A 22,506-nucleotide genomic window follows, 5' to 3' on the forward strand; every position below is an offset into this window, starting at 1 on the left:
AGTACCCGCACGACCTCGCACAGAGACCCTCGCCTTTCCCAGGGCTCACGCCTGGCCCTGCCGGTTCCTGCACCCAGATGAATCGAGGACCCACCGATGTCGGAGACCCGCGCCGACGCCCGCACCCCGCTGGACCGCACCCCGCAGTGGGCCGCCCTGGCCAAGCACCGGGCCGAGCTGGGCGACACCCACCTGCGCGAGCTGTTCGCCGCCGACCCGGAGCGCGGCCGCCGCCTCACCCTGCGGGTCGGCGACCTGCACGTCGACTACGCCAAGCACCTGGTCACCGACGAGACGCTGGCGCTGCTGCGCGAACTCGCCGCCGCCACCGGCGTCGCCGAGCTGCGGGACGCGATGTTCCGCGGCGAGAAGATCAACAACACCGAGCACCGCGCCGTCCTGCACACCGCGCTGCGCGCCCCGCGCGACGCCGTGATCGAGGTCGACGGCGAGAACGTGGTGCCCGCCGTGCACGCCGTCCTCGACAAGATGGCGGCCTTCGCCGAGCGCGTCCGCGGTGGCGAGTGGACGGGCCACACCGGCAAGCGGATCCGCACCGTCGTCAACATCGGCATCGGCGGCTCCGACCTCGGCCCGGCGATGGCCTACGAGGTGCTGCGCTCGTTCACCCGGCGCGACCTGGAGGTCCGCTTCGTCTCCAACGTGGACGGCGCCGACCTGCACGAGGCCGTCCGCGACCTCGACCCGGCCGAGACGCTGTTCATCGTCGCCTCGAAGACCTTCACCACGATCGAGACCATCACCAACGCGGTCTCCGCCCGCGACTGGCTGCTCGACGGCCTGGGCGCCGGCACCGAGGCGGTGGCCAAGCACTTCGTCGCGCTGTCCACCAACGCCCGGGGCGTGCAGGACTTCGGCATCGACACCGCCAACATGTTCGAGTTCTGGGACTGGGTCGGCGGCCGCTACTCCTACGACTCGGCGATCGGCCTCTCGCTGATGATCGCCATCGGCCCGGACGCCTTCCGCGAGATGCTGGACGGCTTCCACCTGGTCGACGAGCACTTCCGCACCGCCCCGGCGGAGCAGAACGTCCCGCTGCTGCTCGGCCTGCTGGGCGTCTGGTACGGCGCGTTCTTCGACGCCCAGGCGCACGCGGTGCTGCCGTACTCGCACTACCTGTCCAAGTTCACCGCCTACCTGCAGCAGCTGGACATGGAGTCCAACGGCAAGTCGGTGACCCGCGACGGCACCCCGGTGGACTGGCAGACCGGCCCGGTGGTCTGGGGCACCCCCGGCACCAACGGCCAGCACGCCTACTACCAGCTGCTGCACCAGGGCACCAAGGTGATCCCGGCCGACTTCATCGGCTTCGCGCGGCCGGTCGCCGACCTGCTCCCGGGCCTGGTCGCCCAGCACGACCTGCTGCTGGCCAACTTCTTCGCGCAGACCCAGGCGCTGGCCTTCGGCAAGACCCCGGAGGAGGTCGCGGCCGAGGGCGTGCCCGCCGAGCTCGTCCCGCACAAGACCTTCAAGGGCAACCACCCGACCACCACGATCCTGGCCGGCGAGCTGACCCCGTCGGTGCTCGGCCAGCTGGTCGCGCTCTACGAGCACAAGGTGTTCGTCCAGGGCGCGATCTGGAACATCGACTCCTTCGACCAGTGGGGCGTCGAGCTGGGCAAGGTACTCGCCAAGCGGATCGAGCCGGTGCTGCTCACCGGCGAGGGCGCCGAGCAGCTGGACAGCTCCACCGCCGAGCTGGTCGCCCGCTACCGGGCGCTGCGCGGCCGCTGAGCCCCCGGCCGGGCCGTCCGCTCCGGCGGGCGGTCCGGTTGCGCGGCCGTCCCGTGCTCCGGCCGTCCCGTGTTCCGGGAACAGGAAGCCGAAAACGCCGGAAGGCCCCTGCTTTCGCAAGGGGCCTTCCGGCTGTCTGTGCGCCGCCAGGGACTCGAACCCCGGACCCGCTGATTAAGAGTCCGACGGAGGACGAGTCGGACGGTGACGAGTGATGTCGCCTCGAACCGTTTTCGCAGGTCAGCCGGTGTCAGACCGTACCGCGTGCTACCGGGCTGGAGTGGGGTGGTCCGGCGCGGCCGTTAGCCCCGCGCTAGCCCGGCTGCGCCCGTTGGTGCTGGCCCTCGCCGTGAGGCGGCGGCCATGAGGACGGCGGCCACCGACCACTACGCCGTGCTCGGCATCCGGCCCGACGCCGATCTGGCGACCATCCGCCGGGCGTACCGGGTCTGCGTCCGCCACGCTCACCCCGACCGGCGGCCCGCCGCCGAAGCAGCTCGGGCGCATGAGGACATGGCCCGAATCAACCTGGCGTTCGAGATCCTGAGTGATCCGGGCAAGCGGGCGACCTACGACGCCAGCCGCCGGTCGTCGGCCCGTGCACCACGTCAGGAGCCACCACCTCCGCCACCACGGTCCGTGATCTGGACACCCCCGGTCATCGACTTCGGCGAGGTTGCCGGGGGCCAGCGGTCGGCCGAGCGCGCCGTGACGATCCGGTTCGCGGACGGCGCCATGATCCGCCGAGCCATCGTGCTGGATGAGTCGGGGCTGTTCTGGTTCGTCGGGCCGGCTGAGTTCCGGGACATACCGGAGGTGACACTTCACCTCTACAGCCAGCGGATACCACCGGATGCGCCGGTGGGACCTGCCACTGACCAGCTGCGCGTCCAGCTGGATGAGGTCACGGCGACGCTGGATCTGACCGTCACGATTGTCGAGCCCGCACCCCAACCAACCCCGCCACCGCCAGCCCCGGCGACCGACCCGAAGGCGGGTGACTGGTACCGCCACCCGGTTCGGTGGCTGGTGGGCGTCCTGGTGATCCTGGCCGTGGTGGTGCTGGCCGTGGGCGGGACCAAGCTGCTTGGTCTGGCCTGGCCACACCATTCGGCTGCGCCCCGGCCCGCTGCGACAGGCAGCCAGGCTTCGGGTAGCCCAGCGGCTGCGCCGAATCCGGTGGTGTGGCAGGTCGGACCGTTGGTCGAGAACACCTCGCCCGTGCCCCCACCGCGGGTGACGGTCACGGGCCACCGGCTGTACGAGGCGGCCGGTTCTTCTGATGGGCGCACCGTCATCCGGGCTGTGGACCTGGAGAGTGGTCGGGCGCTGTGGCAGAGCGCTCACGCTGCTGGTCCGCCGCAGGCCAGCTGGGCGGCCGCACCGGACGTGACCGCTGGCGTCGTGGTCAGCGAGAGCAGTACCGGGTTCTTCGGTCTGGATGCTGAGAGCGGCCAGGTGAAGTGGGACCAGTCCTGGCCGGGCGGCCTGGCCAGCTCGGTCAAGCCTGTGGTGGCGAGCGGCCTGGTGGTCGTCGCTGACGGCCTCCATGGGCGGCTCCACGCCTTCCGCGCCGATACGGGTGCGTCGGTGTGGAGCACGGCTCTTGCCCGCTCCAGCCCGGTCCAGTCCCTTGCTGCCGATGGCCACGCGTTGGTGGCGATGGAAGACGGGGCCGCACAAGCGCTGGACCTGGCGACAGGGCGAATCCTGTGGATGCAGGACCTGGGGCAGCTGGGTGGCGAGGTGCAGCTGGCGGGCATAGCTGGGGGGCGGGCGCTCCTCGGCACGAGCGACGGCATTGAGGCGCGGTCGCTCGCGACGGGCCAGGTGGTGTGGCAGGTGCCGTTGGTCGGGCACCTCAACCTGTGGCCAATAGTCTCTGACCAGATCTTCCTCGCCCACGTTTGTCTGGGCGGTTGCACTGACGGCACCCCGCAGCAGGAGGTCGCCTACGACGCGGCCACGGGCCGGCAGCTGTGGACGTCCACCGCGGCCTGGTGGGAGATCGACCGGCCGCCGGCAGAGTCGCTGGTCGGCAGCACCTTGCTGCACTGGGCGGATGAGTCAGGCAACGCGGGGCTGTGGGCAGTCGACAGCCTCACGGGCCGAACGGTCTGGAGCGCCACACCAGCGCTGGAGCCGATCTTCGCGGCGGCCGATGAGCAGCGCGTCTTCGTCATTGGGGCGGACGGGAGTGTGGTGGCGCTGCGGCGGTGAGTAGGTGCCGGGCAGAGAAGACGGCAATGGGCCCGCTCCTTAGAGCAACGCGAGCCACACAGCAGCGAGAGCAATGATGGTGAACGCAATAGCAGCGGCCTTGAAGTCCCGCAAAATCAGCAGCGATGTAACGAAAAGAGCCGGCCCAATAATAATTGCGCTTGCAAGAATGGGCGAGGAGTCTTGGTAGGCGTGCGGATTGTCTGTAATTCGAATACTAATTCCATAGAGCAGCCCATACAGGAAAAGTGCTACGCCGAGACATGCCGTTGCTTTTGCAATTACTACCCTCATTAGTTTAAATTACCATTGAATGGCAATCAAGGGAACAGTGGTCGACTGGAATGGCGTCAATCCAAAGGGGCAGAGCCACGCCACTGCCCGATGATCCAGTCAGCCGCCCCATCCGTCCATCCTCGATCTGCGTACAAGAAATGCGGACAGGAGGGGCCGCAATGCAGTGCGTTATCGATGCTGAAATTGCATATCGGATCACCTTGCGAGCAGTAGTCGCGGACGCGACTGGTCATGTCGTCCGGCACTAGCTTTGGTGCCGCCAAGATTCCCGCAAATACTCCTTTCAGCGCAGGGTCGTAATCGCCGCGGTCGATTGGGCTTAGACTGGGGATGAATTTCGGATCTCCCAAAAGGACCATTGCGGCAATGTGGCTTCGGATTTTGATGCTCAGAACCGGGATCGTGTTGGTCGCCACATGGGCTCCCTGGCTCCAGGCGATTATCGCAATGTAGGTTGATGGGCACGCAGTGGTAAAATCATCCAAATATTTGGCAAGCTGACTCTGTCCGCCTTCAATGCTTGTGACGTATGCCGGACTATAAACGGGATTTAGGATCTCTAGTGGGATTGCTGCATAGTGGATCGGATAGGAGCGAAGCCCTGGAACTGCCTTTTCCAGTGACGCTTTCATGGGGCCGATGATTTGATCCCAGTCATTTGTGTCTTGGGCATTTGCGCGAGATCCACGTGCGCCTACCAGTTCTAGCGAGGGGCATCTAGTGAACGCGTCCGGCGCAAGGTTGGTGGTATGGCCGCCGCGGGCCGTACCAAATCCTTGGATATTATCGGCCGCGAGGATCGTCTCCACGTTAGAGTTCAGATTGAGAGCATGGAGGCCAAACTGTTTTTGGAGCTTAGAAGGGGCTGGCTCCTCACGCCCAGCGCCTACGCTGTAGTAGAGCGTCCAGTCAGTCCCGAGCGCGGCTCGGAGCACATCATATGTGGCGAGAGTGAGCTGGTTGAGCGCCCCCGTGGCGAGTGTCCTCGACCAGATCTGCCAACTGCCTCCGTGGTGGCGGCTAAAAATTAGGTACTGCCCATCGGGGCTATAGGATGGGCCAAACGCACCATCGATTCCTGCATCGAATAGCGTCGATTGGCTTCCCCCGGTTACAGAGACTGATTCGAGTCTTGCCGGCCCGTCTGGCTGTCCTACTGCATACGTGACGATATCGCCAGTGGGCGCCCAGGCTGGCTGGCGCACCGGCTTATCAGCGGTTCCATCTGATAGCGACGTGACAGGGCCTCCAGCAGGGCTGACAACTTTAATGCTGCTGGTTTTGCCTACGTAGTCGTTAGCCACAAAGGCAAGTTTAGAGCCGTCTGGCGACCAAGCTGGCTGGCGGGCGTCGTCTGGACCAGTGTCCAACCTGAGAGGCGTGCCGGATGCCAAGTCGATGACGGTAATCACGCGATTGGAATTTGGCCCGGTCTCGCTGACCGCTAGCTGTTGGCCATTGGGCGATATGGCAGGATCAATCGCCTGGTTGAGGGGGGACGTAATCGGCTTGACGGTCCTACCGCAGTCGGTGCGCGTGAACAGCTTGACTGGATCAGATTGATTTACCAGTACCGAGTAGGCCATGTCAGGAGGGCACATGGCGCTGGCAGAGCCAACACCGCTTGACGGATTCGATACCGGCGCTACGGATGAAGTTGGGCTGTGACTTTTGCTAGAGCTCGCTGTCGATCCAGAGTCCCCATCCGATTTACAGCTAGCAACTAGTAGCCCTGCGGCCACGATCGACAACGCAGCTCGCCAACGCTTATGGCACCAACTCACACGTTTCCTTCCAGTGGTTAAACTCCCGCATCGGTTGCTCGATTGCGCGACAGGTGTCGCCTGCAACGCGTAGCTCTAATGGCTCACGGATTCGCTGCTGAACAGCGATCGTTCCGCTGGCGGGGAGGGGCGTGCCAAAAAATCGCATACCCTGGGCTAGAACATAGGCTAAAGAAGTGGACGGCGCGCGGTGGATGGCTACTAAACGTAACTGCGGCCATCAGCTGGCGGGCGTCGAGGCTCGCAATGCCGCCGGCACCAGCTCCCGATGTAGCACGAGTGCTGGCCACACCACCGGTAGATGACCTGAGCGTTCAGCCGCAGGTCGGGGTCGTGCTCGCCGCGGGCTTGGATGAGCGGGCCGAGCACCTGCACGAGCTTGTTGACCGTGTTGAGAGGCAGGCCGGTGGCAGCGGCCAAGGACTCTGCGTCGGTGGCCTGGCCGGCGGCGATGGCCCCGGCGATGCGGGCCGCTGTTGCACCACTGCGAGGCCAGCTGAAGTAGGCATGGATGGAGTAGGGGTCGGGTTTGAACCGCTCCACGGCTGTGGCTGCTGGCGGCGGGTGCCGGTAGGCGACGGCCTGGACGGATCGGATGAGCGGCCCCGTGCCGTCGGCCTTCTGGACGATGCAGGCGACCTCGGGCTGGAGGATGGCCTCCTGGACGTGCTCGCGCTCGGCTCCGTGGCCCTGGGCAGCGAAGATGACGGGTGCGGTGCGGTCGGCAGTGCGGAGGAGGGCTAACACGTCCAGCCCGTCGAAGTCGTGCTCGATCCGGTAGTCGTTCCACGTCAGGTCAATCACCGCGGCGTCGAACCGGACTTGGTGGATCACGGCCCGGCGGATGTCGGCTTCCTGAGTGGCAGTCACCACTGAGGCCCCGGCGATCTCCTGCTCCAAGACGGGAGCGATGACCTGGCCGAGGGCTGAGGCGATCAGGATGCGCAGAGCCTCCATAGCAAGATCTTGCCGGTCCGGCATCCGCCCCGCATGTTCTTGCGGCCAGCCGGGCGAACTGGCAGATCTTGTCCTTGAACGCCCTGTGCCGCAGCGACAGGCTGGTGGCTACGAGCTTCAGGCCACGAAAGACGCCCAACCCGCGCTTCGACTGGCTCGGCCCGGCAGCGGCGCAAGCGACTGCATGCGCCATGACCCGACCCTGACGTGTGGTCCTCCACCCCGTGGAGTCGACCCGTCATGCCTCAAGGACGCTGAAACACCATGCAGGACCATCTTCATTCCGCCGCCGGCACTGATGTCGCCAGCCTCAAGGCGACCATCGCGGCGTACGACGCGCTGCGGGAGTCGGCCCACGCCGACACCTCCGCCATCATCACGGTCGGCTGCCGTCTGCGGGCCGTGATCGTGACCAAGCAGATGATCTCCCCCGAGGCCAGCGAGCTGCTGGAAGCGGCCTACGCCCAGATCAGCGAGATCCTGGCCGTCGCCTGTGCCCTGGCCGGCGAGCTGGCTGACTTCGGCACCACGGACCAGCCGTGACACCGCGCTACGGCTCGCTGTGGCGCGGCGTAGCGCTGGCGATCGCTGTCATCCTCGCCGGCCAGCTGCTCCAGCACGTCATCGGCTACCTCATCGCCGGACTGGTGGTCTGGGCCATCATCAGCCGGTTTGTCGGACGACGGTAAGCCTCCATCTGGGAAGCGGGGAAGTGTTCGGCTTTTCAGCCCGAACATAGCGTCGCCGCCTGCCTGGCTCATCAGCCAAGAAATGGCGGATGAGCCATCCAGAATTAGCGTCTCGACATTCTCTGCTAACAGATATAAAGGCTTCGCCAAGCCCTAAAAGTATTGACAATTGGGGCATTTCCATGCTAAGATATAGATGTAGGTTGAAGAAGCAACAATCAATCTACATAACCGCCACGATTTTCGCCTCGGCGGATTTTTGTGGCTTTGGGGGGTGTATGCCACGTGAGACGTTGCCGACTTGCAGCGTCTCGGGCTCAGGCGTTACTCATCCGCGGTCTCCCCGTCATGGAGGCCGTCCATGAGCGACACCACAACGCTCGTCGCCAGCGCCGCGCTCTTTAGCGCCACCATCGCACTTATTCTGATTCTGCGCCTGCGCGACCAACAAGCCCGAGACGCCCGCCGGTTGACCTACCGGCTCGACTTTCCGCGTGACCTCTCCCGTGAGCAGGTCACGGCCTTTCTGCACGCCCTCACGCGGCTGCGCCCCGAACGAGGCTGGCTGTTTGGCCGCGACAGTGCCGTGTTCGAGGTCGTGGGCCTGGCCGGCCGCATCGAGCACCGGCTGCGCTTGCCGGAGCACCAGGCCGACGTCCTGCTGCGCCAGCTGCGCGGCATCGTGCCGGGCCTGCGGTCCACGCAGCTCGACGCCCCGGCCTTGCCGGCGGCCCGTTGGCTGCGGCGCATTCACCTGACGACGACCGCCCGCCCACTGCGGACGGACGCGCCGGAGGTATTCGCCACCAGTCTGCTCAGCACCTTCCAACCCATCGGCCGGGACGAGACGCTGCTGTACCAGCTCGTCATGTATCCCGTGCGGACACCCACAGCTCCCTTGGCCCGCCACCGGGCGGAAGGACAGCTGCTGCCGCCCTGGCTGCAACACGCCGTCCGGCTGCTGACCGGGACACCGCCGGCCAAGCCCGACAAGCAGGCCCTGGCCGACTTTGCCGCCAAGACCGCCGAGCCCTGGTTCGCCGTCGTCGGCACCGTTGGGGCGGCAGCCGGAAACCAGGCCCGTGCTCACTTCCTGGTCGGCCGGCTCATGGCCACGCTGCACCAGCTCGACCAGAACGGTGCATCGCTTGTGCCGCGCTGGTTGCCGCGGCGAGCCGCTGCCTGGCTGGGTGGCGCCGCCACGGGGATATCTGCGGCCCCGGTCCACGTCAACGCCCGTGAAGCCGCCACCATGCTGGGCTGGCCCTTGAACGGGCCGACCATGCCCGGACTGAGCTTGAGCGGTGGCCGGGTGTTTCCGCCGGTTGCCGAGCTGGCCTCACAGGGCCGCGTCCTCGGGACGGCGACGTACGAGGGGATGCAGCGGCCCATCGCGGTCACCACCGTCGATGGCCTGATGCACCAGCTCGTCACCGGCCCGACCGGCTCGGGTAAGTCGACGCTGTTGCTCAACCAGCTGACCCAAGACGTTCAGGCCGGCCGCGGTGTCATCCTGCTCGACCCGGGCGGCGACCTGGCCCGGGATGTGGCCGACCGCATCCCCGAGCACCGGGTCCACGACCTGATCTACCTCGACGCGGCCGACGACCGGCCGGTGGGCGTCAACCCGTTGGCCTGCGCCAAGGACGACGCCGAGCTGGTGGCCGACCAGGTCATGGAGCTGATCCGGGCCAACGCCGACAGCTGGGGGCCGCGGCTGGAGGAGGTGCTCAAAGCGTCCTTGGTGCTGCTGGCCGCTACGCCCGGCATGACGCTGGTCGAGCTGCAACCCGTCCTGACCGACGACGCCTTCCGCGCCCGGCTCCTGGCCCGCCTCGATCCCGCCTTCGCCCCGACCGTGGGAGCGTTCTTCGCCCGCTTCAACGCCTGGAGCGAAGGCGAACGGGGCCAAGCGGTCAGCGCGGTCATCAACAAGGTGTCGCCCCTGACCGACCGCCGCCAGCTGCGGGCCATGCTCGGCCAAGCCAAACCGGCCTGGACCATGCAGCAGGTCATCGACCGCTGCAAGATCCTGCTCGTGGCCCTGCCGTCCGGCCTGGCTGGCTCCTACGCCGTGGACCTGCTCGGCGGCCTCCTGGTCGGCATGGTCTGGAACGCCGTCATGCGTCGGGCAGCCGTCACCCGTGACCAGCGCCGGCCGACGTTCCTGTACATCGACGAGGCCGCCCGCTTCTTGCGCAGCGGCGCTGACCTGACCGACATGCTGGCCCGTGCTCGGGGCCACGTCCTCGGCATCATCGCCGCTCTCCAGCACATCACCCAGGTGCCACCGCAGCTGCGGGCTGCGCTACTGAGCGAGGCCCGTACCAAGGTCGTGCTCCAGCCCGGTGCGGATGACGCCACCACCCTGGCCCGGTCGCTCGGCCCCCTGGTCAAGCCCGATGACCTGTTGACCCTGGAGCCGCGGACCGCCGTGGCCGCCGTTGTCACCAACGGTCGGGTCAGCCCACCCGTCACCATCGCCACCAACCCACCGCCACCCACGACCGGCTTCGGTGCCGAAGCCCGCGCCTTCTCGCGGCAGGTGTTCGGCCGCGACCGTGACCAGGTCGAGCAGGAGATCGCCGAGCGGCGGCAATCACGTCCAGCCGGCGCGGCAGGCGGCCAACGTGGCAGCGGCTAGCGGGCCAACGATGCCTGTTCAAAACCCTGTCAAAAGGTCGTGCCGCTTCCGCTTGCTGTCCTTCCTGGTCAAGCCCGTGATTCGGCGGTGTAAGCCGTCCGACTCTCTCCCCCTCGCTTCATCATCTTTAGCTCACTGGAGAACTCCTTATGCCTCACGTTCCCAAGCCGCCTCGGCGGCGCGTCACTTCATCCCGTCTGGCCCTCCTGGCCGACACCCTGACCCCCAGGGAGCGGGCCGTTCTGCGGACGCTGGCGACGGTGCATCTGGCCACCGCGCTGCAAGTGGCCCGGGCCGACTTCGGCGACTACCAGCAGACCAGCGCCCACTCGCTGGCCCACCGGAACCTCCGCCGGCTGATCGACTGCGGCCTGGTGCGGCGATACCGGGACCTGTCACGCCAGCGTTGGCCGGGCAAACCGGGCTACGTGCACATGCTGACGACCGCGGGGGCGAAGCTCGTCGGCCCGGCCGCGTCGGGCTCTAACCGAGCACAGGGCTGGCAGCCGGCCGATGCCTTCTTGACCCACCGGCTGGCGATCACCGAGCTGTACGTGCGGCTAGTCGAGCGGGCACGAGATGGCACCTCCGAACTGCTTGAGTTCAAGGCCGAGACTGACGCCTGGCGGACCTACCGCGACCCGATGACCTACCGGCAGGAGTACTGCCGACCGGATGCCCTGGTGCGGCTGCGCGTCGGCCAGCAGCCCCGTCTCAACTGGTTCATCGAGATCGACCGCGGCACCGAGTCGCCGAAGCGGCTTGCCGAGAAGTGCCGGGTGTACCGCGCCTACGAGCTGACGGACCTGGAACAGCAGAAGCACCACGTGTTCCCCGGCGTCATGTTCGTCGTCCCCGATGAGGCCCGCGCCGTCGTCATCCGGCGGGTGATCGCAGGGCAGTCAGCTGATGCCCGAGGACTGTTCGTGGTGGCGATCGAGTCAGAGGCTGTCGAGGCCCTCCACCGTCGCCTCGAAGCAGCCGCTCCCGAATCGTCTTGATCCAACACGTAAGAAAGGAACTTATCCCATGCTCAAATTCATCACCAGAAACTACGACATAGCCAAGCAGGCTGCCGAACTCCGCAAGCGGGGTGAGGCCGTCAACCCGATAGAGGCCACCAAGCGGTTGCTGGTGCCCTTCAGGGGTGGCCGCGCCGTCGGGTTGTCAGCCGCGGAGCACGATGCCCTCCGGCTGCTCGCCAGGGTCTATGTCGCGACCACTACTCAATTGGGTCGGTACCTCTTCCCTGATAGCTCTCCAGCCACCAGGGAGCGCAAGGCGCGGCTCTACGCCGAGCGGCTGGCACGGTATCGCTTAATCGCCCGACACAACCGGCCTGGCGTTCAGGGCCAAGCCCTCATGCTCACCGAGAACCTTAGTTGGCTGAGCGGGGTCGAGAAAGACCAGCCGGTCGCCTTGCCGCCCATTGGCATCCCGTACGGCGTCGCCTTACAGCACCGCCTGAAAGTCACTGAGCTCTACGTCCGCCTGGTTGAACACTACCGGGATGGCGGGTCACGGCCGCACCGGTTTCGGGCCTTTCCCGACGGCTGGCGCAGTTTCATCGGCCTGATCGATAAAGACGACGAGCGGGATGACAAGTACGTCATCCGGCCTGACGCAGCCTTCCGCCTGCTTACTCCCGACTCCGTCGAGTCCTGGCTCGTGACCTTCTACGACGGCTCTGAGACGGATGCCCGAATCACGACCGCCTGCAATGAGTACTTCAACTTTGCTCGCTTTCAGGTGGAGCGCGAGGAGACGATCCCGTCCCGGGTGCTCCTGGTGGCTGAGACCTACGACCACGCCGACCACATCCAGCGAGTCGTTGATCGACAGCCGGAACGCGTAAGAAAATTGTTCACCGTCTGCACTATGGACGACGCTGTATCAGTGCTTGATTCGTCCGTCTAGCCCACATCTTCGATAACTCAACCAAACCCACCTTGCAACTTACGAGAAAGGAGGCTGTCTTGGCTTGTGCCAAAGCCCAGATCCATCAACGTAACGCCGCCCCCGGCAAGGAGGTCAGCCATGGCCCAAAACAACGACGTGTCCGCTTACTACTACGGGGAGCAAGTCTATTGCCCCGACTGCCTGAGAGAAGTATTTGTTCCCGAGAGCATTGACCTATTCGCGGATGAGTGGCCGTCCACCGAGCAGTCGCTCGACCTCACCGCGAAGCGCTGGGGCATTAACCGCTGGGACGAAAACAGCTACAGCACCTACCGCTTCCCCAAGGTGATGCCCGATTGGGAGCGGATAGACAACGAGCGCTGCTCCCGCTGCCACGAACGCCTGTGAGCAGAGATGAGGCCGCGCTCCGTCCCGACCAGCCTGCCCCTCCTCCTTCGCCAACGGGAGGGCAGGCGTCCCCCCGACCGGCCGTTGTGGGTTCGGCCGGTCGGGCGGGCGTCTGCCCGGGGCTACTGAGTGCTGAGCCTCAATCCGGAATCAGCGCTTGCACCTTCATGAGAAGGAGGGTCAGTCATGACTGACCTGACAGTTCAGATCCTGTGCGAGCTTGCCCCGCAGGACCTGGCAGCGATGCTGCCGACCGCCGTCCAGCTGGGCGACCGCACTGGTGTCATCCTGCGCCAGGTCGACGCTGCCCACGTCGAGCTGTACCACGCCGCCCAGATCACCCACGTGGCTGTGGCGGCCCTGGAGTTCGAACCCGTCGCCGACCCGGCCGCTCAGGCCGCGGCCATGACGGAAGCCGTCGAGGCCCTGACCATCTGCCGGCGGGTCGCCTTCGAAGCCCACGCCGAGCAGCGCGAGGGCCACGCCCAGACGCTGGCCGACATCCGCCAGTACGCCATTGCCCGGCACGAGGACGGCAGCATCTGCCGCGAAGGGCTGGACCGCTTCCTGGAGGAGTTCGAGTTCGAGCCGTACGTCACCCGGGTGCGGGTCGACTACACGATCTCGGGTTCCTACGAGGTGGAAGGCCACGACGCCACCTTCGCCGAGGAAGACGCCCAGGGCTACCTCCAGCCCGAGCTGTCGAGCCTGGACGACGTGGTCGACGAATCGTCGACCTACGACGTCACCATCGTCGACGTCACCGCGATCTGACGGCCGTCTGCGGCCCCACGCCAGGCAGCAGCCCGTCTGCTGTCTGGCAACCCCTCTCCCACGTCCCCCCGGAGGACCGTCATGGACCTCATCCTGCGCATCACGTTCGCCTCTGGCTGCCCGGAGCTGGACATCGAGCTGGCCCGCCAATGGCTGGCTGAGCAAATCCAGTTCTTCACCGGCCTGAAGATCGCCGGCTACGCCGACGTCATCCACCCGGCCAGCACGTTCCAGATCACGGCGCTGGAGTACGTCGACGCCGAGTAGATCGCACCTTCTCAAGCCGCAGTTCTGGGAGTCCACCACCAGGTGGGCTCCCTTTCTCATGCCGTTTAGGCAGAGAGGACGGCAGCCATGTCTGCCAACGTCGAATCGATGTTCTCGGTCCGCCAGATGCCCTGGCACCGCGAGGGGCTGGTGCTGGACCAGCACCCGACGACCTGGGACGAGGCCCGCAAGTTGGCCGGCCTCACTTGGAATCCGGTCACCGAACCGGTCTACGAGCTGGTTGGGGTGGATGAGCAGGGCCAGCCGGTGTACCAGCCCGTGGCAGGCTGGCAGCGCATCGCCCGGTCCGACACGAACGCCACGCTGTGGATCAACCGGGAGTCCTACACGGTCATCGACCACGGCGAGATGGGCGAGATCGTCGAGGCGGTCCTGGCCCAGCCGGGCGTCTCGTGGGAAACGGCTGGCTCGCTGGACGAAGGCCGGTCGGTCTGGTGCCTGGCCCTGCTGGACGAGCCCATCGTGCTGCCGGGCGACACGTCCCTGACGCTGCCGTACCTGGCCATCACGAACCGGCACGGCCAACCGGGCGGCTGCACGCTGCGGGCCACCGCGGTGCGCATCGTCTGCGCCAACACCTTCCGAGCCGCCGAACTGGAAGGCGACTGGACGGGCACCACGTTCTCCTTCATCCACAAGCCGGGCTGGCGCAACCGCGTCGCCCAGGCCCGGGAGGCGGTGACTGGGGCTCGCCAGGAGATGCGAGCCTACGAAGAGCTGGCCACGGAGTTGCTGGGCATCTCGGTCACCTCGCATCAGCGCGAGCTGTTCGTCCGGGAGTTCATCCCGATGCCGCCGGACGGGCTGGTGACGGACCGGGTCGCCCGGAACGTCGAGGAGGCCCGTGAGGCCATCCGAGCCGTTCTGGCGTCGCCGACCACGGCGCCGGTGGCGCACACGGCCTACGGCCTCGTACAGGCCGCTGGCGAGTACCTGGACCACGTCCGCCGGACCAAGAGCTGGGAGACCAAGCTCAACCGGACGCTCATCAAGCCGGAGCCGCTGAAGGCCCGGGCGCTGGGGCTGGTGCGGGAGGTGGTGCTCCTCTGATCGTCTTTTGACGCTCAAATCTGGCCCGGGTCGGCTTCTGCCGGTCCGGGTCTTCTCATCTAATAATCGAGGGTTTTTGTCATGACCACCAATGTACGGACTCAGGCTCAGCGACTGGACGAACTCCGGTCGATCCTGCGTGAAGACTACGGCCAAGATTTTGAGTTGGCCGAGGTTGCGGAAATCGCCGACTGGCTAAAGAGGTTCTACACCGCCTTAATCAAGCTTGGTGTGCAACGTCGAGTAGCTGAGCATGAGGCCGCTAAGGCTGATAACTCTTGACTAACCCCAGGAAGATCGCATAATAGCGGGGCGGGGAACCCATTAACTATCCGGCAATGCCGGAGAAGGAGGTTCTACGAGTAAGAATTTAAAACGAGCCGTCATCTTGGTCAGAGTGTCGAGCAAAGAGCAAGAACAAGAGGGCTACTCGCTGCAAGCTCAGGAGCGCTTCCTGCGTGACTACTGCGAGCGATCTGGCCTGAAAGCTGTTAAGCCGTTCCATATTTCCGAGACGGCATCGAAGGTCGATCAGCGTAAGACCTTCAACGAGACCATGGTTTACCTAAAGAAGCACCAGATCTTGCACTTCGTCTGCGAGAAGGTCGACCGCCTGCTGCGGAACTTCAAGGACACGGTCATGGTGGAGGAGTGGCTGGAGGGCGACGACACCCGCCGGCTGCACTGCCCCAAGAACTCGCTCGTGCTGCACAAGAACTCGTCTTCCCAGGACAAGTTCGTCTGGGGCATGCACGTGGTGGTGGCCAAAAACTACACCGACAACCTGAGTGAGGAAGTGCGCAAAGGGCAGTTGGAGAAGCTGCGCCAGGGCTGGTTTCCGGCGGCCCCGCCACCCGGCTACGAGAACGTGCTGGATGGCGGCAAGCGAGTACAGCGGGTCGTGCCCGGTGTTGCGCCACTCGTGGTTGAAATGTTCAAGCTCGCCAAGACGAAGCGCTTCACGGTGAAGTCCTTAGCGCGGGAGATGACCAAACGCGGGCTGCTGATCGACGGCAAGCCGATCAAGGGTGACCGGGTCTTCCGGATGCTGCACAACCCGTACTACGTCGGCGTCATCCGCTGGAACGGCAAGCAGTACCCCGGCAGCCATGAGCCGATCGTCTCGGTGGAGCTGTTCGAGCAGGTGCAGCGGGTGCTGTCCCGCAGTACCCATGAGATCCAGCGCTACCGGATGCACCACCCACTGTTCCAGGGCCTCGTGACCTGCTCGGCCTGCCAGGGGTTGCTGGTCTGGGAGAGCCAGAAGGGCTACTGGTACGGCAAGTGCCCGAAGCCGCGGGCATGCAGCCGGCGGCGCTTCGTCCGGCAGGAAGTGGTCGAGCAGCAGGTGGCTTGTGCCCTGGGACGTCTCCAGGCACCGCGGCCTCGCCTGACGGCCTGGCTCAAGAACGAGCTTGAGGCCGGCCTACGGTCCCAGCTCTCACTGCAAGAGGCTGCCGCCGAAGGTCTCAAGCAGGAAGAAGACCGCATCAGGAGCAAGCTGACCGTCCTGTACGACGACCGCCTTGAAGGCCGCATCAACGCTGGTGAGTACGACCTGAAAGCGGTGTCGCTGCACGCCCAGCAGGCTGACCTCGCCCGACAGCTCAAGTCGCTTGAAGCCGAGGACACGTCATACCTCGACACCGCCTTCAGCTTCGTGGAGATGACCCAGCGGGCAGCCGATGAGTTCACGCACTCCACGGACGGCGAGCGGAAGCGAGAGTTGATGACTGAGTTGTTCGACAAGCTCTCGCTGGACGGAGAGCTGCTTCAGCCGCAGTACAACCCTCGTGCCACCTGGATTCTGACCGAAATCTTGCCGAAAGTGGGGTCCGGAAACGATACATTCGAACGAGGCGATTTCTGCTCTGTGAAGACGAAAAAAGCCCCTCGCAGGGCTTCTCATTCGTCTTGGCGGGAGATCGCTAACAGTATTCGTACTCTGTTCGACCAGTAATGTCAATGGCTAATTAGCCCTTCGGGCTGCACCTCTCCAGTTTCCCCGCCTGGAGATGGTGTAGCCCGAGTGCTCGAACAATAGGATCAGCACGCCGAAGGAAGTGCTTCGAACTAGTCCTCATCCACAATGAAGGTAATCAGCGGCCCCTCTACACCCCAGTACACAATCGAATGCGAGGTGATACGCCCCTGCCCGAGAGCCCTTGCCAACTCGGGATACCTTGTTACGAGCGAGCTGTACTCCAAATCTACGACGAACGGCTGGGTCGTCTTTGTTCCCCCGAAGTCCCGAAGGCTCCACACGACGAGGCGCTGGGTAGCCATGCTATGCCTTTCTTGGCTGGACTGCGATTGTCTATGACGGTCGAAGAGCCCCGAGCGCGTCATAAAACTGGTGAGCCACGTAGAAGTGTCCGTACGTGAGGACAGTAACCAGGGCTGCGGAAAAGAAGGGAGCTATACCGCCAGCCGGCAGCTGGGATCGGCTGTCCTGCCGAGATGCCGAATCTATGTAAGTAAACACGCCGAGGACTACCGGCCCAATAAGGGCAGTCGCCAGACACAGCAGCGACGTTATGCCCTTTAGCAAGGTCAGAAATCCGTTCCCGTGAGACGGGTTCGAAGCCTCGGGCAGGTCGAGCCAATTCGTCATGAAGAACGAGTCAGCCATTACCATCATGGTAAATACCGCAATGAACAGAGTTGCGAAGTTGCTTGCGGGGAGCTGCTCTGGTGTGCGTGGAGATGGTTCCCAATAGCCGTCAATGTCAGAAATAGCCGTCCGCCTGCTCGGAGCTCGTTGATGGAGCCTGAACTGAGCGACGGCTCGTTCCTCGATAAGCAGCGCAATCACGTAAGCCGGGAAGCTCCCCAGGCCTATCGGCGTATGCTGAAACTTCCAGAGCACGAATAGGGCAATTCCGGCGAGGAGGATTCGTGGCATGTTACCTATTCTGAAACGTCCGGAAGGCTCGAAGTCACGCGAGTTTGTGCTCGCTGGCCCATGTACTTCCCCCGGCAGGTTGCCGAGCAGGCTACTGATAGGCAGTCAGGGTGTCAATCAGGCTTAACCTGCAGCCCCTGACCAGGCTTGATCCATTAAGGATCAAGCTCGACTCCTTGTTACTCGCCAGTTGCTCTCATGGGCCTGAGGGAACGGTGATTCTGGCAGACCTTGGCATGTCTAGGATGGCCCCCTGGCGCGAGCTGGGGCACAAGTTTCTAACTGAGTGTCGGGACGAGCTTAGGGAGCTCGAAGCTGAGTTCAGATCCTTGGAAGAGGAGGACGATTTCTAGTCGCCAAGTCATTCAGCTCATGATTGACCATCGTGGTCAGGTGATTCATAATCATGGCTACATATGAGTGATTTACCACATCCGGGCAAGCTGCTCGACGACTTGCATTTGCTGCCGCCGCGAAGCATCGCCGCGCTCTACTTGGGCACGCGAAGGATGCTTACCGATGCCCAGGAGCGGCAGGGCCTACCTCGTTCGAAGCAGCTAGACAGTCCCGCCGGGAGAATCCAAATAGCCAGTCTTCATCTGACGCTTCTCGTCGAGGCGCTCCACTATTTGGCCCGTGAAGATAAGCGCAAGGTGGAGGTCGTTGTTGAGTACCTTGACGAGTCGCTCGATCAGGGGGCACATCAGTTCGCCAGGGAGCTAAAGGAGAAGTACGAGCTCGACGCGGCGGGATAGGCTAGTGCTGAGCTGGCTCCACCGGAGTGAGTCGGCTACGTCGGGTGCGTGTCTCCATGTGGACGACCTTTTGCCTTCGTGCCCGCAACCACAAGCCCTCGGCAGGTTCTCCCGCCGAGGGCTTGGGTGTTTCGTGGGCTCAGGCCGCAGTCAGCCAGTGAGCACGGGGTTCGCGCTGGTGGGCGGCCGGACGCCGGTCAGCTCGGCTGCGCGGTCGGCCAGCAAAGGGGCCAGGTCGGGGTACCAACCGCGGGCAACGGCTTGCAGCATCTCGGCCAGGGCGACCAGCTCCCCGATCCGGCCGGCAGGAGTGTCCAGAACCGACGCGAACTCCAACCGGAGACGGGTAGCCACCGCCGGGACGAGCAGGCTGTTGGCGTGGAGCAGGCCTGGGTCGTAGCCGACCGGCACCAGCCCCCAACGCTCCCAATCGAGCAGGGTGAGCGGGGCCGTCAGGTTGCCCCAATGCAGATCAGCATGGCCGGTGACTCGCTCGACCTTCTCCGGTGCGGGGATGCCGAGGAACTGCGGGAAGGCCCGCTCGATCCACTCCGGCCGGATGGTGGTGCGAACGCCCGCCGCCTGGCCGAGCCGGCCGAGGGCACGGTGCAGACTGCTCCACCACTCGTCCGGCAGGCTCGGGTCGTGGGCAAGGTCAGCTCGGTCCGGCGAGATGACCGGGTGGGTCACGTAGTCGGTGACCTCGGCCTGGTAGACGTACTCGTCCTCCGGCCAGTCGATCAGGTCGTGCAGCTGCGGCCGGGGGACATCATCCGGGATCAGGGTGGACGCGCCGACGATGCCTTCGCCCGGCCTGCGCTGCGCGTTGGCCTTGGTCGTGCAGTTGACCCGCAGCCACCGGTCTCCGGCTCGTCGACCCATGGTTCGGCCCTGGAAACCCCAGGCCGCGGGGCCGGTACAGATCAGGCCCAGCAGCAGGGCACCGGTGTGGTGGGCGGCCGCCATGCGGGTCTGGGTCGCCTCATCCGGCGGCAAGTTCATCAAGGATGCTCCTCAGACGTTCAGGTGTCAGGGGAACGGTCACGGCCTTCGCCGCATCGTTCCAGTGTTCCGGGGTGCTGGCTGACACGAGGACCACATCAAGGCCGGGGCAGGACGCAACCGCCAGGAGTGCAGCCGCGGCAGCCGACAGACCGGGCCGAATGAACTCCACCAGTTCGGGGGTCATCAGGCTGGGCAACTCGCCGCCGTGCAGCGGCGCAGAGGCGAAGGTGATGACGCCGGCCTCCTGCGCCTGGACGAGCGGCCCACCGCCACCGAGCGCCTGGTCGATGGGGTCGGCCATGACCAGGCTGACCGGCAGCTGGAGGCCCGTGAAGTGGTGCGAGGCCGAGCCGGCGGCCTCATGGGCCAGGCCGAGCAAGTCGGGCACCGTGAACGCACCCGCACTCAGGCCCGACCAGGTGGCGACGCCGTACCCGCCGATCTGGCCGTTGTGGGCGAACTCCTCCAGCACCGCGAAGGCTGCCCGGAGCTCGGCCTGCACCTGGGTACGATCGTGGCCGACCCGCTCGGGGTTGTGGACGAACACCAGATTGGCGCGGCCGAGCAAGCGCAACGCGGCCTTCGTCTGCCACCGGATAAAGGCCGGCGCGAGGTTGTGGCCGCCCGCGGCCTCGCCCGTGGTCAGCACGCCGGCGGCGACCGCGGTCTGGCCCTGGGCCGCCGTATAAAAACCGGTCTTGGTCGACAAGCGAACGCCCGGGAAGTCGCCCACCACCTGAGCCAGCTGCTGCTGAGCGAAGCCATCTGCATAGTTCGGGGCGGTATCGACCCAGGCCGCGCCCGCCGCGAGGGCGGTGCGCGCCGCTTCACCGACGACGCGCACCCGGTAGGTCCCCAGCCCCAACCTGGCCGTCACAGCGCCGTCCCAACAACTGCCGCCGCCTGGCCCTCGATGAGCACCGACACCAGGGCGGCCACGTCCCCTACCTCCAGGTCGGCGAGCTCGGCCAGCGCCCCCAGCGTGGCCGGCTCCCCGGTGAGCAGTTGCTGGAGCAGCGGGGTGGCCTGACCAGCGAAGTCCCAGGCCGTCCCCGCCGCGGCCAGGGTGACGATGCCCTCCGACACGTTTTCCGTCAGCCTGGCCCGCGGGGTGGTCAGGCGGACCGTGACCTCGGCCCGGGCGGGCAGGCCCTCGATGTACGGCAACGAGGTGACCGCCCGACCGTAGTGGGTGGTGTCCACCGACTCGGCCCAACGGTTGACCAGGTAGGGGTCGGTCAGCTCGCTCAGCACCTCGGCGCGCAGCTGGTCGACGTAGATGGCCTGCTCCGGCGGCGAAGCGAACCGCGGCACGTCCCGGCGCAGGGCGGTACGCGACCGCAGCTGGTCGACCACCCAGGTCAGGAGGTCGGCTCCGGTGGTGGTGACCAGACCGAACGTGAGGTGCAGCGACTCCGAGCCCTGGTCGGCCGAAACCGCGTGCCACCAGCCACGCGGCAGGTAGAGCATGTCGCCGGCCGTCAGGACGATGTCGGCGACCGGCTCGCCCTCGGGTGTGTCCGGGCTTTCGACGTCTCGGAACGTCGGCGCCTCACGGGTGGGACCGTAGAGTCGCCAGCGCTTAGCTCCGTACATCTGGACCACCACCACGTCGTGGTCGTCCCAATGCGTGCCGAAGCCTTCCTTCTCGGTCCACGAGGCGTAGGCGTTGACCTGCACCAGCGTGCCGAGGAAGCGCTCCAGTCCTTCAGCTGCCGCCCCGATGGGCGGGTGGATCTTCTCGATGGAGTCGAGGACGAGCGAAGCGCCCTCGGCCAGGCGAGCGTGCAGCTCGGCCGGCTGGACGCGGTGCCAGGTCACCGACCGGCGGGTGGTCACCGGCAGGGCGTACCGGTGCAGCGGCAGCATCTCGCCGTCCAGCGATAGCCGCAGCCGCGGGGGCTCCAGCCGCTGGGTGGCGAGGATGGCGTTGAGGTCGTCCCAGGAGAGCAGGCCGGCGACATCGGCGGCCTGCCCGGGGATGACGGCGTAGGAGCGGTTGAGCGTCTGGGCGAGGAACGAGTCCCCGCCCAGACGCGCCGCCCACGAAGCAGCATCACGCATCGTGGGCGGCCGGATCAGTCGTTGCCGTCGGAACGGCCGCTGCTGACGTCGGACGGCTGCTCGGTGCGAGCCCGCGCCGCCGCGATCTGCCGCGCCGCGATGACGAGACCGCCCTTGGCGGCCGGGGCCGCCGGGGTGCTGTTGGGCACCATGATCTTTCCCTTCTATGTGGACACTCCCGCCGGGGTTCCGGTGGGAAGACTTTGGTGGTGGGGTGCTGGCCAGACCTAGGAGGAAGCCTGGCCAGCACCCAGATCCCTCCCGACCGGTGTGCCTGGACGCGTTCGAGAGGGAGTCCTGCGGGGGTGGACGATCAGTAGCCGGTTGGCCCGTCTTGGGCAGCGGCTGGCCGCTTCGGCGTGATTACGGCGTGGCTCCGACCAAGGCAGTCGGCGACTCGTCGGGCTGCGCGCGACCGTGGGCGGTCCGAACCAGGACGGCTAGCCGCTGGTCGCCGGTCAGGATGGTGTCAGCGGCCACCAGGAAGTGGACGACCTTGCCGAGCTGCTTCGGCTCCCAGCCCCAGGAGTAGGCGAAGGCGCCCACCAGGGCCAGTCCACGACCGCTCTGGTCGCCCAGGCCAGCTGCGCCCGTCACCGGCAGCCGCAGCGAGCGGTCAGCCACTTCAACCCGCAGGTGCCGGCCCGTCCACGCGGTCGTGACCCAGCATTCTCCGCCCGCGTGGGTCAGGGCGTTGGTGATGATCTCGGAGGCGCAGAGCTTCACGTCCCCCAGGGCAGCCCGGCTCAGCGGCACGCCCCACCTGGTGGCAACCGCCACGATCCGCTCCCGGGCGGCATACACGGCCAGCTCGCCGGCCACGACGTGGAACCGGTCCGGGGCCGGGAGCACCACACCGTCGTCGCCAGAGGCGACGGGCAGGCAGTCCCCGCTCGCGGGCTCGGGGTGGTTGATCGCGGACATGGATGCAGACCTTTCACCAGGCGTGTCTCAGTGACTACGCCCGCACGAGGGGAGTGGCCAACCGAACCCAACTGCGGTCAGAGTC

The 22,506-nt window shown here is 65.8% G+C and carries 22 protein-coding genes; 14 read left to right on the forward strand and 8 right to left on the reverse strand.

The features are described 5' to 3' along the window. Window positions 1-96: 96 nt before the first annotated feature. Together pgi and ACYP53_RS13935 are read left to right on the forward strand one after the other, a co-directional pair. On the forward strand, window positions 97-1,758 hold the full coding sequence (gene pgi, locus ACYP53_RS13930; protein ID WP_189919397.1) for a glucose-6-phosphate isomerase: 1,662 nt from the start codon (window positions 97-99) through the stop codon (window positions 1,756-1,758). A gap of 363 nt (window positions 1,759-2,121) precedes the next feature. Beyond that, the gene (locus ACYP53_RS13935) at window positions 2,122-3,978 is read left to right on the forward strand and encodes an outer membrane protein assembly factor BamB family protein (protein ID WP_459647548.1); all 1,857 of its coding nucleotides are present in this window, start codon (window positions 2,122-2,124) and stop codon (window positions 3,976-3,978) included. 350 nt (window positions 3,979-4,328) lie between these two features. Here ACYP53_RS13935 and ACYP53_RS13940 read toward each other — a convergent pair whose 3' ends face one another. Both ACYP53_RS13940 and ACYP53_RS13945 read right to left on the reverse strand, forming a co-directional pair. Beyond that, on the reverse strand, window positions 4,329-5,861 hold the full coding sequence (locus tag ACYP53_RS13940; protein ID WP_459647549.1) for a cutinase family protein: 1,533 nt from the start codon (window positions 5,859-5,861) through the stop codon (window positions 4,329-4,331). Between the two features lie 399 nt (window positions 5,862-6,260). Then, window positions 6,261-7,016: a response regulator transcription factor gene (locus ACYP53_RS13945; protein ID WP_459647550.1), complete on the reverse strand. Its 756-nt coding sequence runs from the start codon at window positions 7,014-7,016 to the stop codon at window positions 6,261-6,263. A gap of 264 nt (window positions 7,017-7,280) precedes the next feature. Between ACYP53_RS13945 and ACYP53_RS13950 the strand changes: the two genes are divergently transcribed. The 11 genes from ACYP53_RS13950 (at window position 7,281) to ACYP53_RS14000 (ending at window position 16,728) form a co-directional block, all read left to right on the forward strand. Continuing rightward, window positions 7,281-7,559 (forward strand): hypothetical protein, encoded by a 279-nt coding sequence (locus ACYP53_RS13950; RefSeq protein ID WP_459647551.1) that lies wholly within the window; start codon window positions 7,281-7,283, stop codon window positions 7,557-7,559. Continuing rightward, window positions 7,556-7,705 carry a hypothetical protein gene (locus tag ACYP53_RS13955; RefSeq protein WP_459647552.1) on the forward strand — a complete coding sequence of 50 codons (150 nt, stop codon included), beginning with the start codon at window positions 7,556-7,558 and terminating at the stop codon, window positions 7,703-7,705. The genes ACYP53_RS13950 and ACYP53_RS13955 overlap by 4 nt, the downstream gene beginning before the upstream one ends. A gap of 361 nt (window positions 7,706-8,066) precedes the next feature. Next, window positions 8,067-10,349 (forward strand): type IV secretory system conjugative DNA transfer family protein, encoded by a 2,283-nt coding sequence (locus ACYP53_RS13960; RefSeq protein WP_459647553.1) that lies wholly within the window; start codon window positions 8,067-8,069, stop codon window positions 10,347-10,349. Between the two features lie 149 nt (window positions 10,350-10,498). Next, complete coding sequence (locus ACYP53_RS13965; protein ID WP_459647554.1) at window positions 10,499-11,350, forward strand: replication-relaxation family protein; 852 nt, start codon at window positions 10,499-10,501, stop codon at window positions 11,348-11,350. 28 nt (window positions 11,351-11,378) lie between these two features. Next, on the forward strand, window positions 11,379-12,266 hold the full coding sequence (locus tag ACYP53_RS13970) for a replication-relaxation family protein (RefSeq protein ID WP_459647555.1): 888 nt from the start codon (window positions 11,379-11,381) through the stop codon (window positions 12,264-12,266). Between the two features lie 120 nt (window positions 12,267-12,386). Next, window positions 12,387-12,656, forward strand: coding sequence for a hypothetical protein (locus ACYP53_RS13975; RefSeq protein WP_459647556.1), 270 nt, complete (start codon window positions 12,387-12,389; stop codon window positions 12,654-12,656). A gap of 186 nt (window positions 12,657-12,842) precedes the next feature. Further along, on the forward strand, window positions 12,843-13,430 hold the full coding sequence (locus ACYP53_RS13980; RefSeq protein ID WP_459647557.1) for a hypothetical protein: 588 nt from the start codon (window positions 12,843-12,845) through the stop codon (window positions 13,428-13,430). Between the two features lie 81 nt (window positions 13,431-13,511). Then, a complete protein-coding gene (locus tag ACYP53_RS13985) occupies window positions 13,512-13,697 on the forward strand; it encodes a hypothetical protein (RefSeq protein ID WP_459647558.1) in 186 nt (61 codons plus the stop codon). A gap of 87 nt (window positions 13,698-13,784) precedes the next feature. Next, window positions 13,785-14,768, forward strand: coding sequence for a DUF932 domain-containing protein (locus ACYP53_RS13990; protein WP_459647559.1), 984 nt, complete (start codon window positions 13,785-13,787; stop codon window positions 14,766-14,768). Window positions 14,769-14,849: 81 nt separating this feature from the next. Then, entirely contained in the window at window positions 14,850-15,050 is a 201-nt protein-coding gene (locus tag ACYP53_RS13995) for a hypothetical protein (RefSeq protein ID WP_459647560.1), read from the forward strand. Between the two features lie 106 nt (window positions 15,051-15,156). After that, a complete protein-coding gene (locus tag ACYP53_RS14000) occupies window positions 15,157-16,728 on the forward strand; it encodes a recombinase family protein (protein WP_459647561.1) in 1,572 nt (523 codons plus the stop codon). A gap of 357 nt (window positions 16,729-17,085) precedes the next feature. On the opposite strand, the gene ACYP53_RS14005 is transcribed toward ACYP53_RS14000, so the two are convergent. Beyond that, a complete protein-coding gene (locus ACYP53_RS14005; RefSeq protein ID WP_459647562.1) occupies window positions 17,086-17,673 on the reverse strand; it encodes a hypothetical protein in 588 nt (195 codons plus the stop codon). Window positions 17,674-18,089: 416 nt separating this feature from the next. Here ACYP53_RS14005 and ACYP53_RS14010 point away from each other — a divergent pair, with 416 nt between their 5' ends. Continuing rightward, window positions 18,090-18,428 (forward strand): hypothetical protein, encoded by a 339-nt coding sequence (locus ACYP53_RS14010; RefSeq protein ID WP_459647563.1) that lies wholly within the window; start codon window positions 18,090-18,092, stop codon window positions 18,426-18,428. Between the two features lie 150 nt (window positions 18,429-18,578). On the opposite strand, the gene ACYP53_RS14015 is transcribed toward ACYP53_RS14010, so the two are convergent. The 5 genes from ACYP53_RS14015 to ACYP53_RS14035 all read right to left on the reverse strand — a co-directional run bounded on the left by ACYP53_RS14015 (window position 18,579) and on the right by ACYP53_RS14035 (window position 22,421). Beyond that, window positions 18,579-19,430, reverse strand: coding sequence for a hypothetical protein (locus ACYP53_RS14015; protein WP_459647564.1), 852 nt, complete (start codon window positions 19,428-19,430; stop codon window positions 18,579-18,581). Next, complete coding sequence (locus tag ACYP53_RS14020) at window positions 19,411-20,277, reverse strand: aldo/keto reductase (RefSeq protein WP_459647565.1); 867 nt, start codon at window positions 20,275-20,277, stop codon at window positions 19,411-19,413. Before ACYP53_RS14020 ends, ACYP53_RS14015 begins: the two co-directional genes overlap by 20 nt. Before the next feature lie 29 nt (window positions 20,278-20,306). After that, window positions 20,307-21,497: a cupin domain-containing protein gene (locus ACYP53_RS14025; RefSeq protein ID WP_459647566.1), complete on the reverse strand. Its 1,191-nt coding sequence runs from the start codon at window positions 21,495-21,497 to the stop codon at window positions 20,307-20,309. A 14-nt stretch (window positions 21,498-21,511) separates the two neighbouring features. Next, entirely contained in the window at window positions 21,512-21,649 is a 138-nt protein-coding gene (locus ACYP53_RS14030) for a hypothetical protein (protein ID WP_459647567.1), read from the reverse strand. A gap of 211 nt (window positions 21,650-21,860) precedes the next feature. Beyond that, window positions 21,861-22,421, reverse strand: a complete 561-nt coding sequence (locus tag ACYP53_RS14035; RefSeq protein WP_459647568.1) for an ATP-binding protein — start codon at window positions 22,419-22,421, stop codon at window positions 21,861-21,863. Between the last annotated feature and the right edge of the window lie 85 nt (window positions 22,422-22,506).

It is taken from the genome of Kitasatospora sp. Ki12 (genome assembly GCF_054601375.1).

Excerpts from the sequence above, each read along its gene's own strand:
- ACYP53_RS13970 (WP_459647555.1), top strand. The coding sequence starts at position 11,379 with ATGCTCAAATTCATCACCAGAAACTACGACATAGCCAAGCAGGCTGCC.
- ACYP53_RS13960 (WP_459647553.1), top strand. The coding sequence starts at position 8,067 with ATGAGCGACACCACAACGCTCGTCGCCAGCGCCGCGCTCTTTAGCGCC.
- ACYP53_RS13945 (WP_459647550.1), bottom strand. The coding sequence starts at position 7,016 with ATGGAGGCTCTGCGCATCCTGATCGCCTCAGCCCTCGGCCAGGTCATC.
- ACYP53_RS13975 (WP_459647556.1), top strand. The coding sequence starts at position 12,387 with ATGGCCCAAAACAACGACGTGTCCGCTTACTACTACGGGGAGCAAGTC.
- pgi (WP_189919397.1), top strand. The coding sequence starts at position 97 with ATGTCGGAGACCCGCGCCGACGCCCGCACCCCGCTGGACCGCACCCCG.
- ACYP53_RS13965 (WP_459647554.1), top strand. The coding sequence starts at position 10,499 with ATGCCTCACGTTCCCAAGCCGCCTCGGCGGCGCGTCACTTCATCCCGT.
- ACYP53_RS13980 (WP_459647557.1), top strand. The coding sequence starts at position 12,843 with ATGACTGACCTGACAGTTCAGATCCTGTGCGAGCTTGCCCCGCAGGAC.
- ACYP53_RS14005 (WP_459647562.1), bottom strand. The coding sequence starts at position 17,673 with ATGCCACGAATCCTCCTCGCCGGAATTGCCCTATTCGTGCTCTGGAAG.
- ACYP53_RS14010 (WP_459647563.1), top strand. The coding sequence starts at position 18,090 with ATGAGTGATTTACCACATCCGGGCAAGCTGCTCGACGACTTGCATTTG.
- ACYP53_RS13940 (WP_459647549.1), bottom strand. The coding sequence starts at position 5,861 with ATGGCCTACTCGGTACTGGTAAATCAATCTGATCCAGTCAAGCTGTTC.
- ACYP53_RS14015 (WP_459647564.1), bottom strand. The coding sequence starts at position 19,430 with ATGAACTTGCCGCCGGATGAGGCGACCCAGACCCGCATGGCGGCCGCC.
- ACYP53_RS13935 (WP_459647548.1), top strand. The coding sequence starts at position 2,122 with ATGAGGACGGCGGCCACCGACCACTACGCCGTGCTCGGCATCCGGCCC.
- ACYP53_RS14025 (WP_459647566.1), bottom strand. The coding sequence starts at position 21,497 with ATGCGTGATGCTGCTTCGTGGGCGGCGCGTCTGGGCGGGGACTCGTTC.
- ACYP53_RS13995 (WP_459647560.1), top strand. The coding sequence starts at position 14,850 with ATGACCACCAATGTACGGACTCAGGCTCAGCGACTGGACGAACTCCGG.
- ACYP53_RS14030 (WP_459647567.1), bottom strand. The coding sequence starts at position 21,649 with ATGGTGCCCAACAGCACCCCGGCGGCCCCGGCCGCCAAGGGCGGTCTC.
- ACYP53_RS13990 (WP_459647559.1), top strand. The coding sequence starts at position 13,785 with ATGTCTGCCAACGTCGAATCGATGTTCTCGGTCCGCCAGATGCCCTGG.
- ACYP53_RS13950 (WP_459647551.1), top strand. The coding sequence starts at position 7,281 with ATGCAGGACCATCTTCATTCCGCCGCCGGCACTGATGTCGCCAGCCTC.
- ACYP53_RS13985 (WP_459647558.1), top strand. The coding sequence starts at position 13,512 with ATGGACCTCATCCTGCGCATCACGTTCGCCTCTGGCTGCCCGGAGCTG.
- ACYP53_RS14035 (WP_459647568.1), bottom strand. The coding sequence starts at position 22,421 with ATGTCCGCGATCAACCACCCCGAGCCCGCGAGCGGGGACTGCCTGCCC.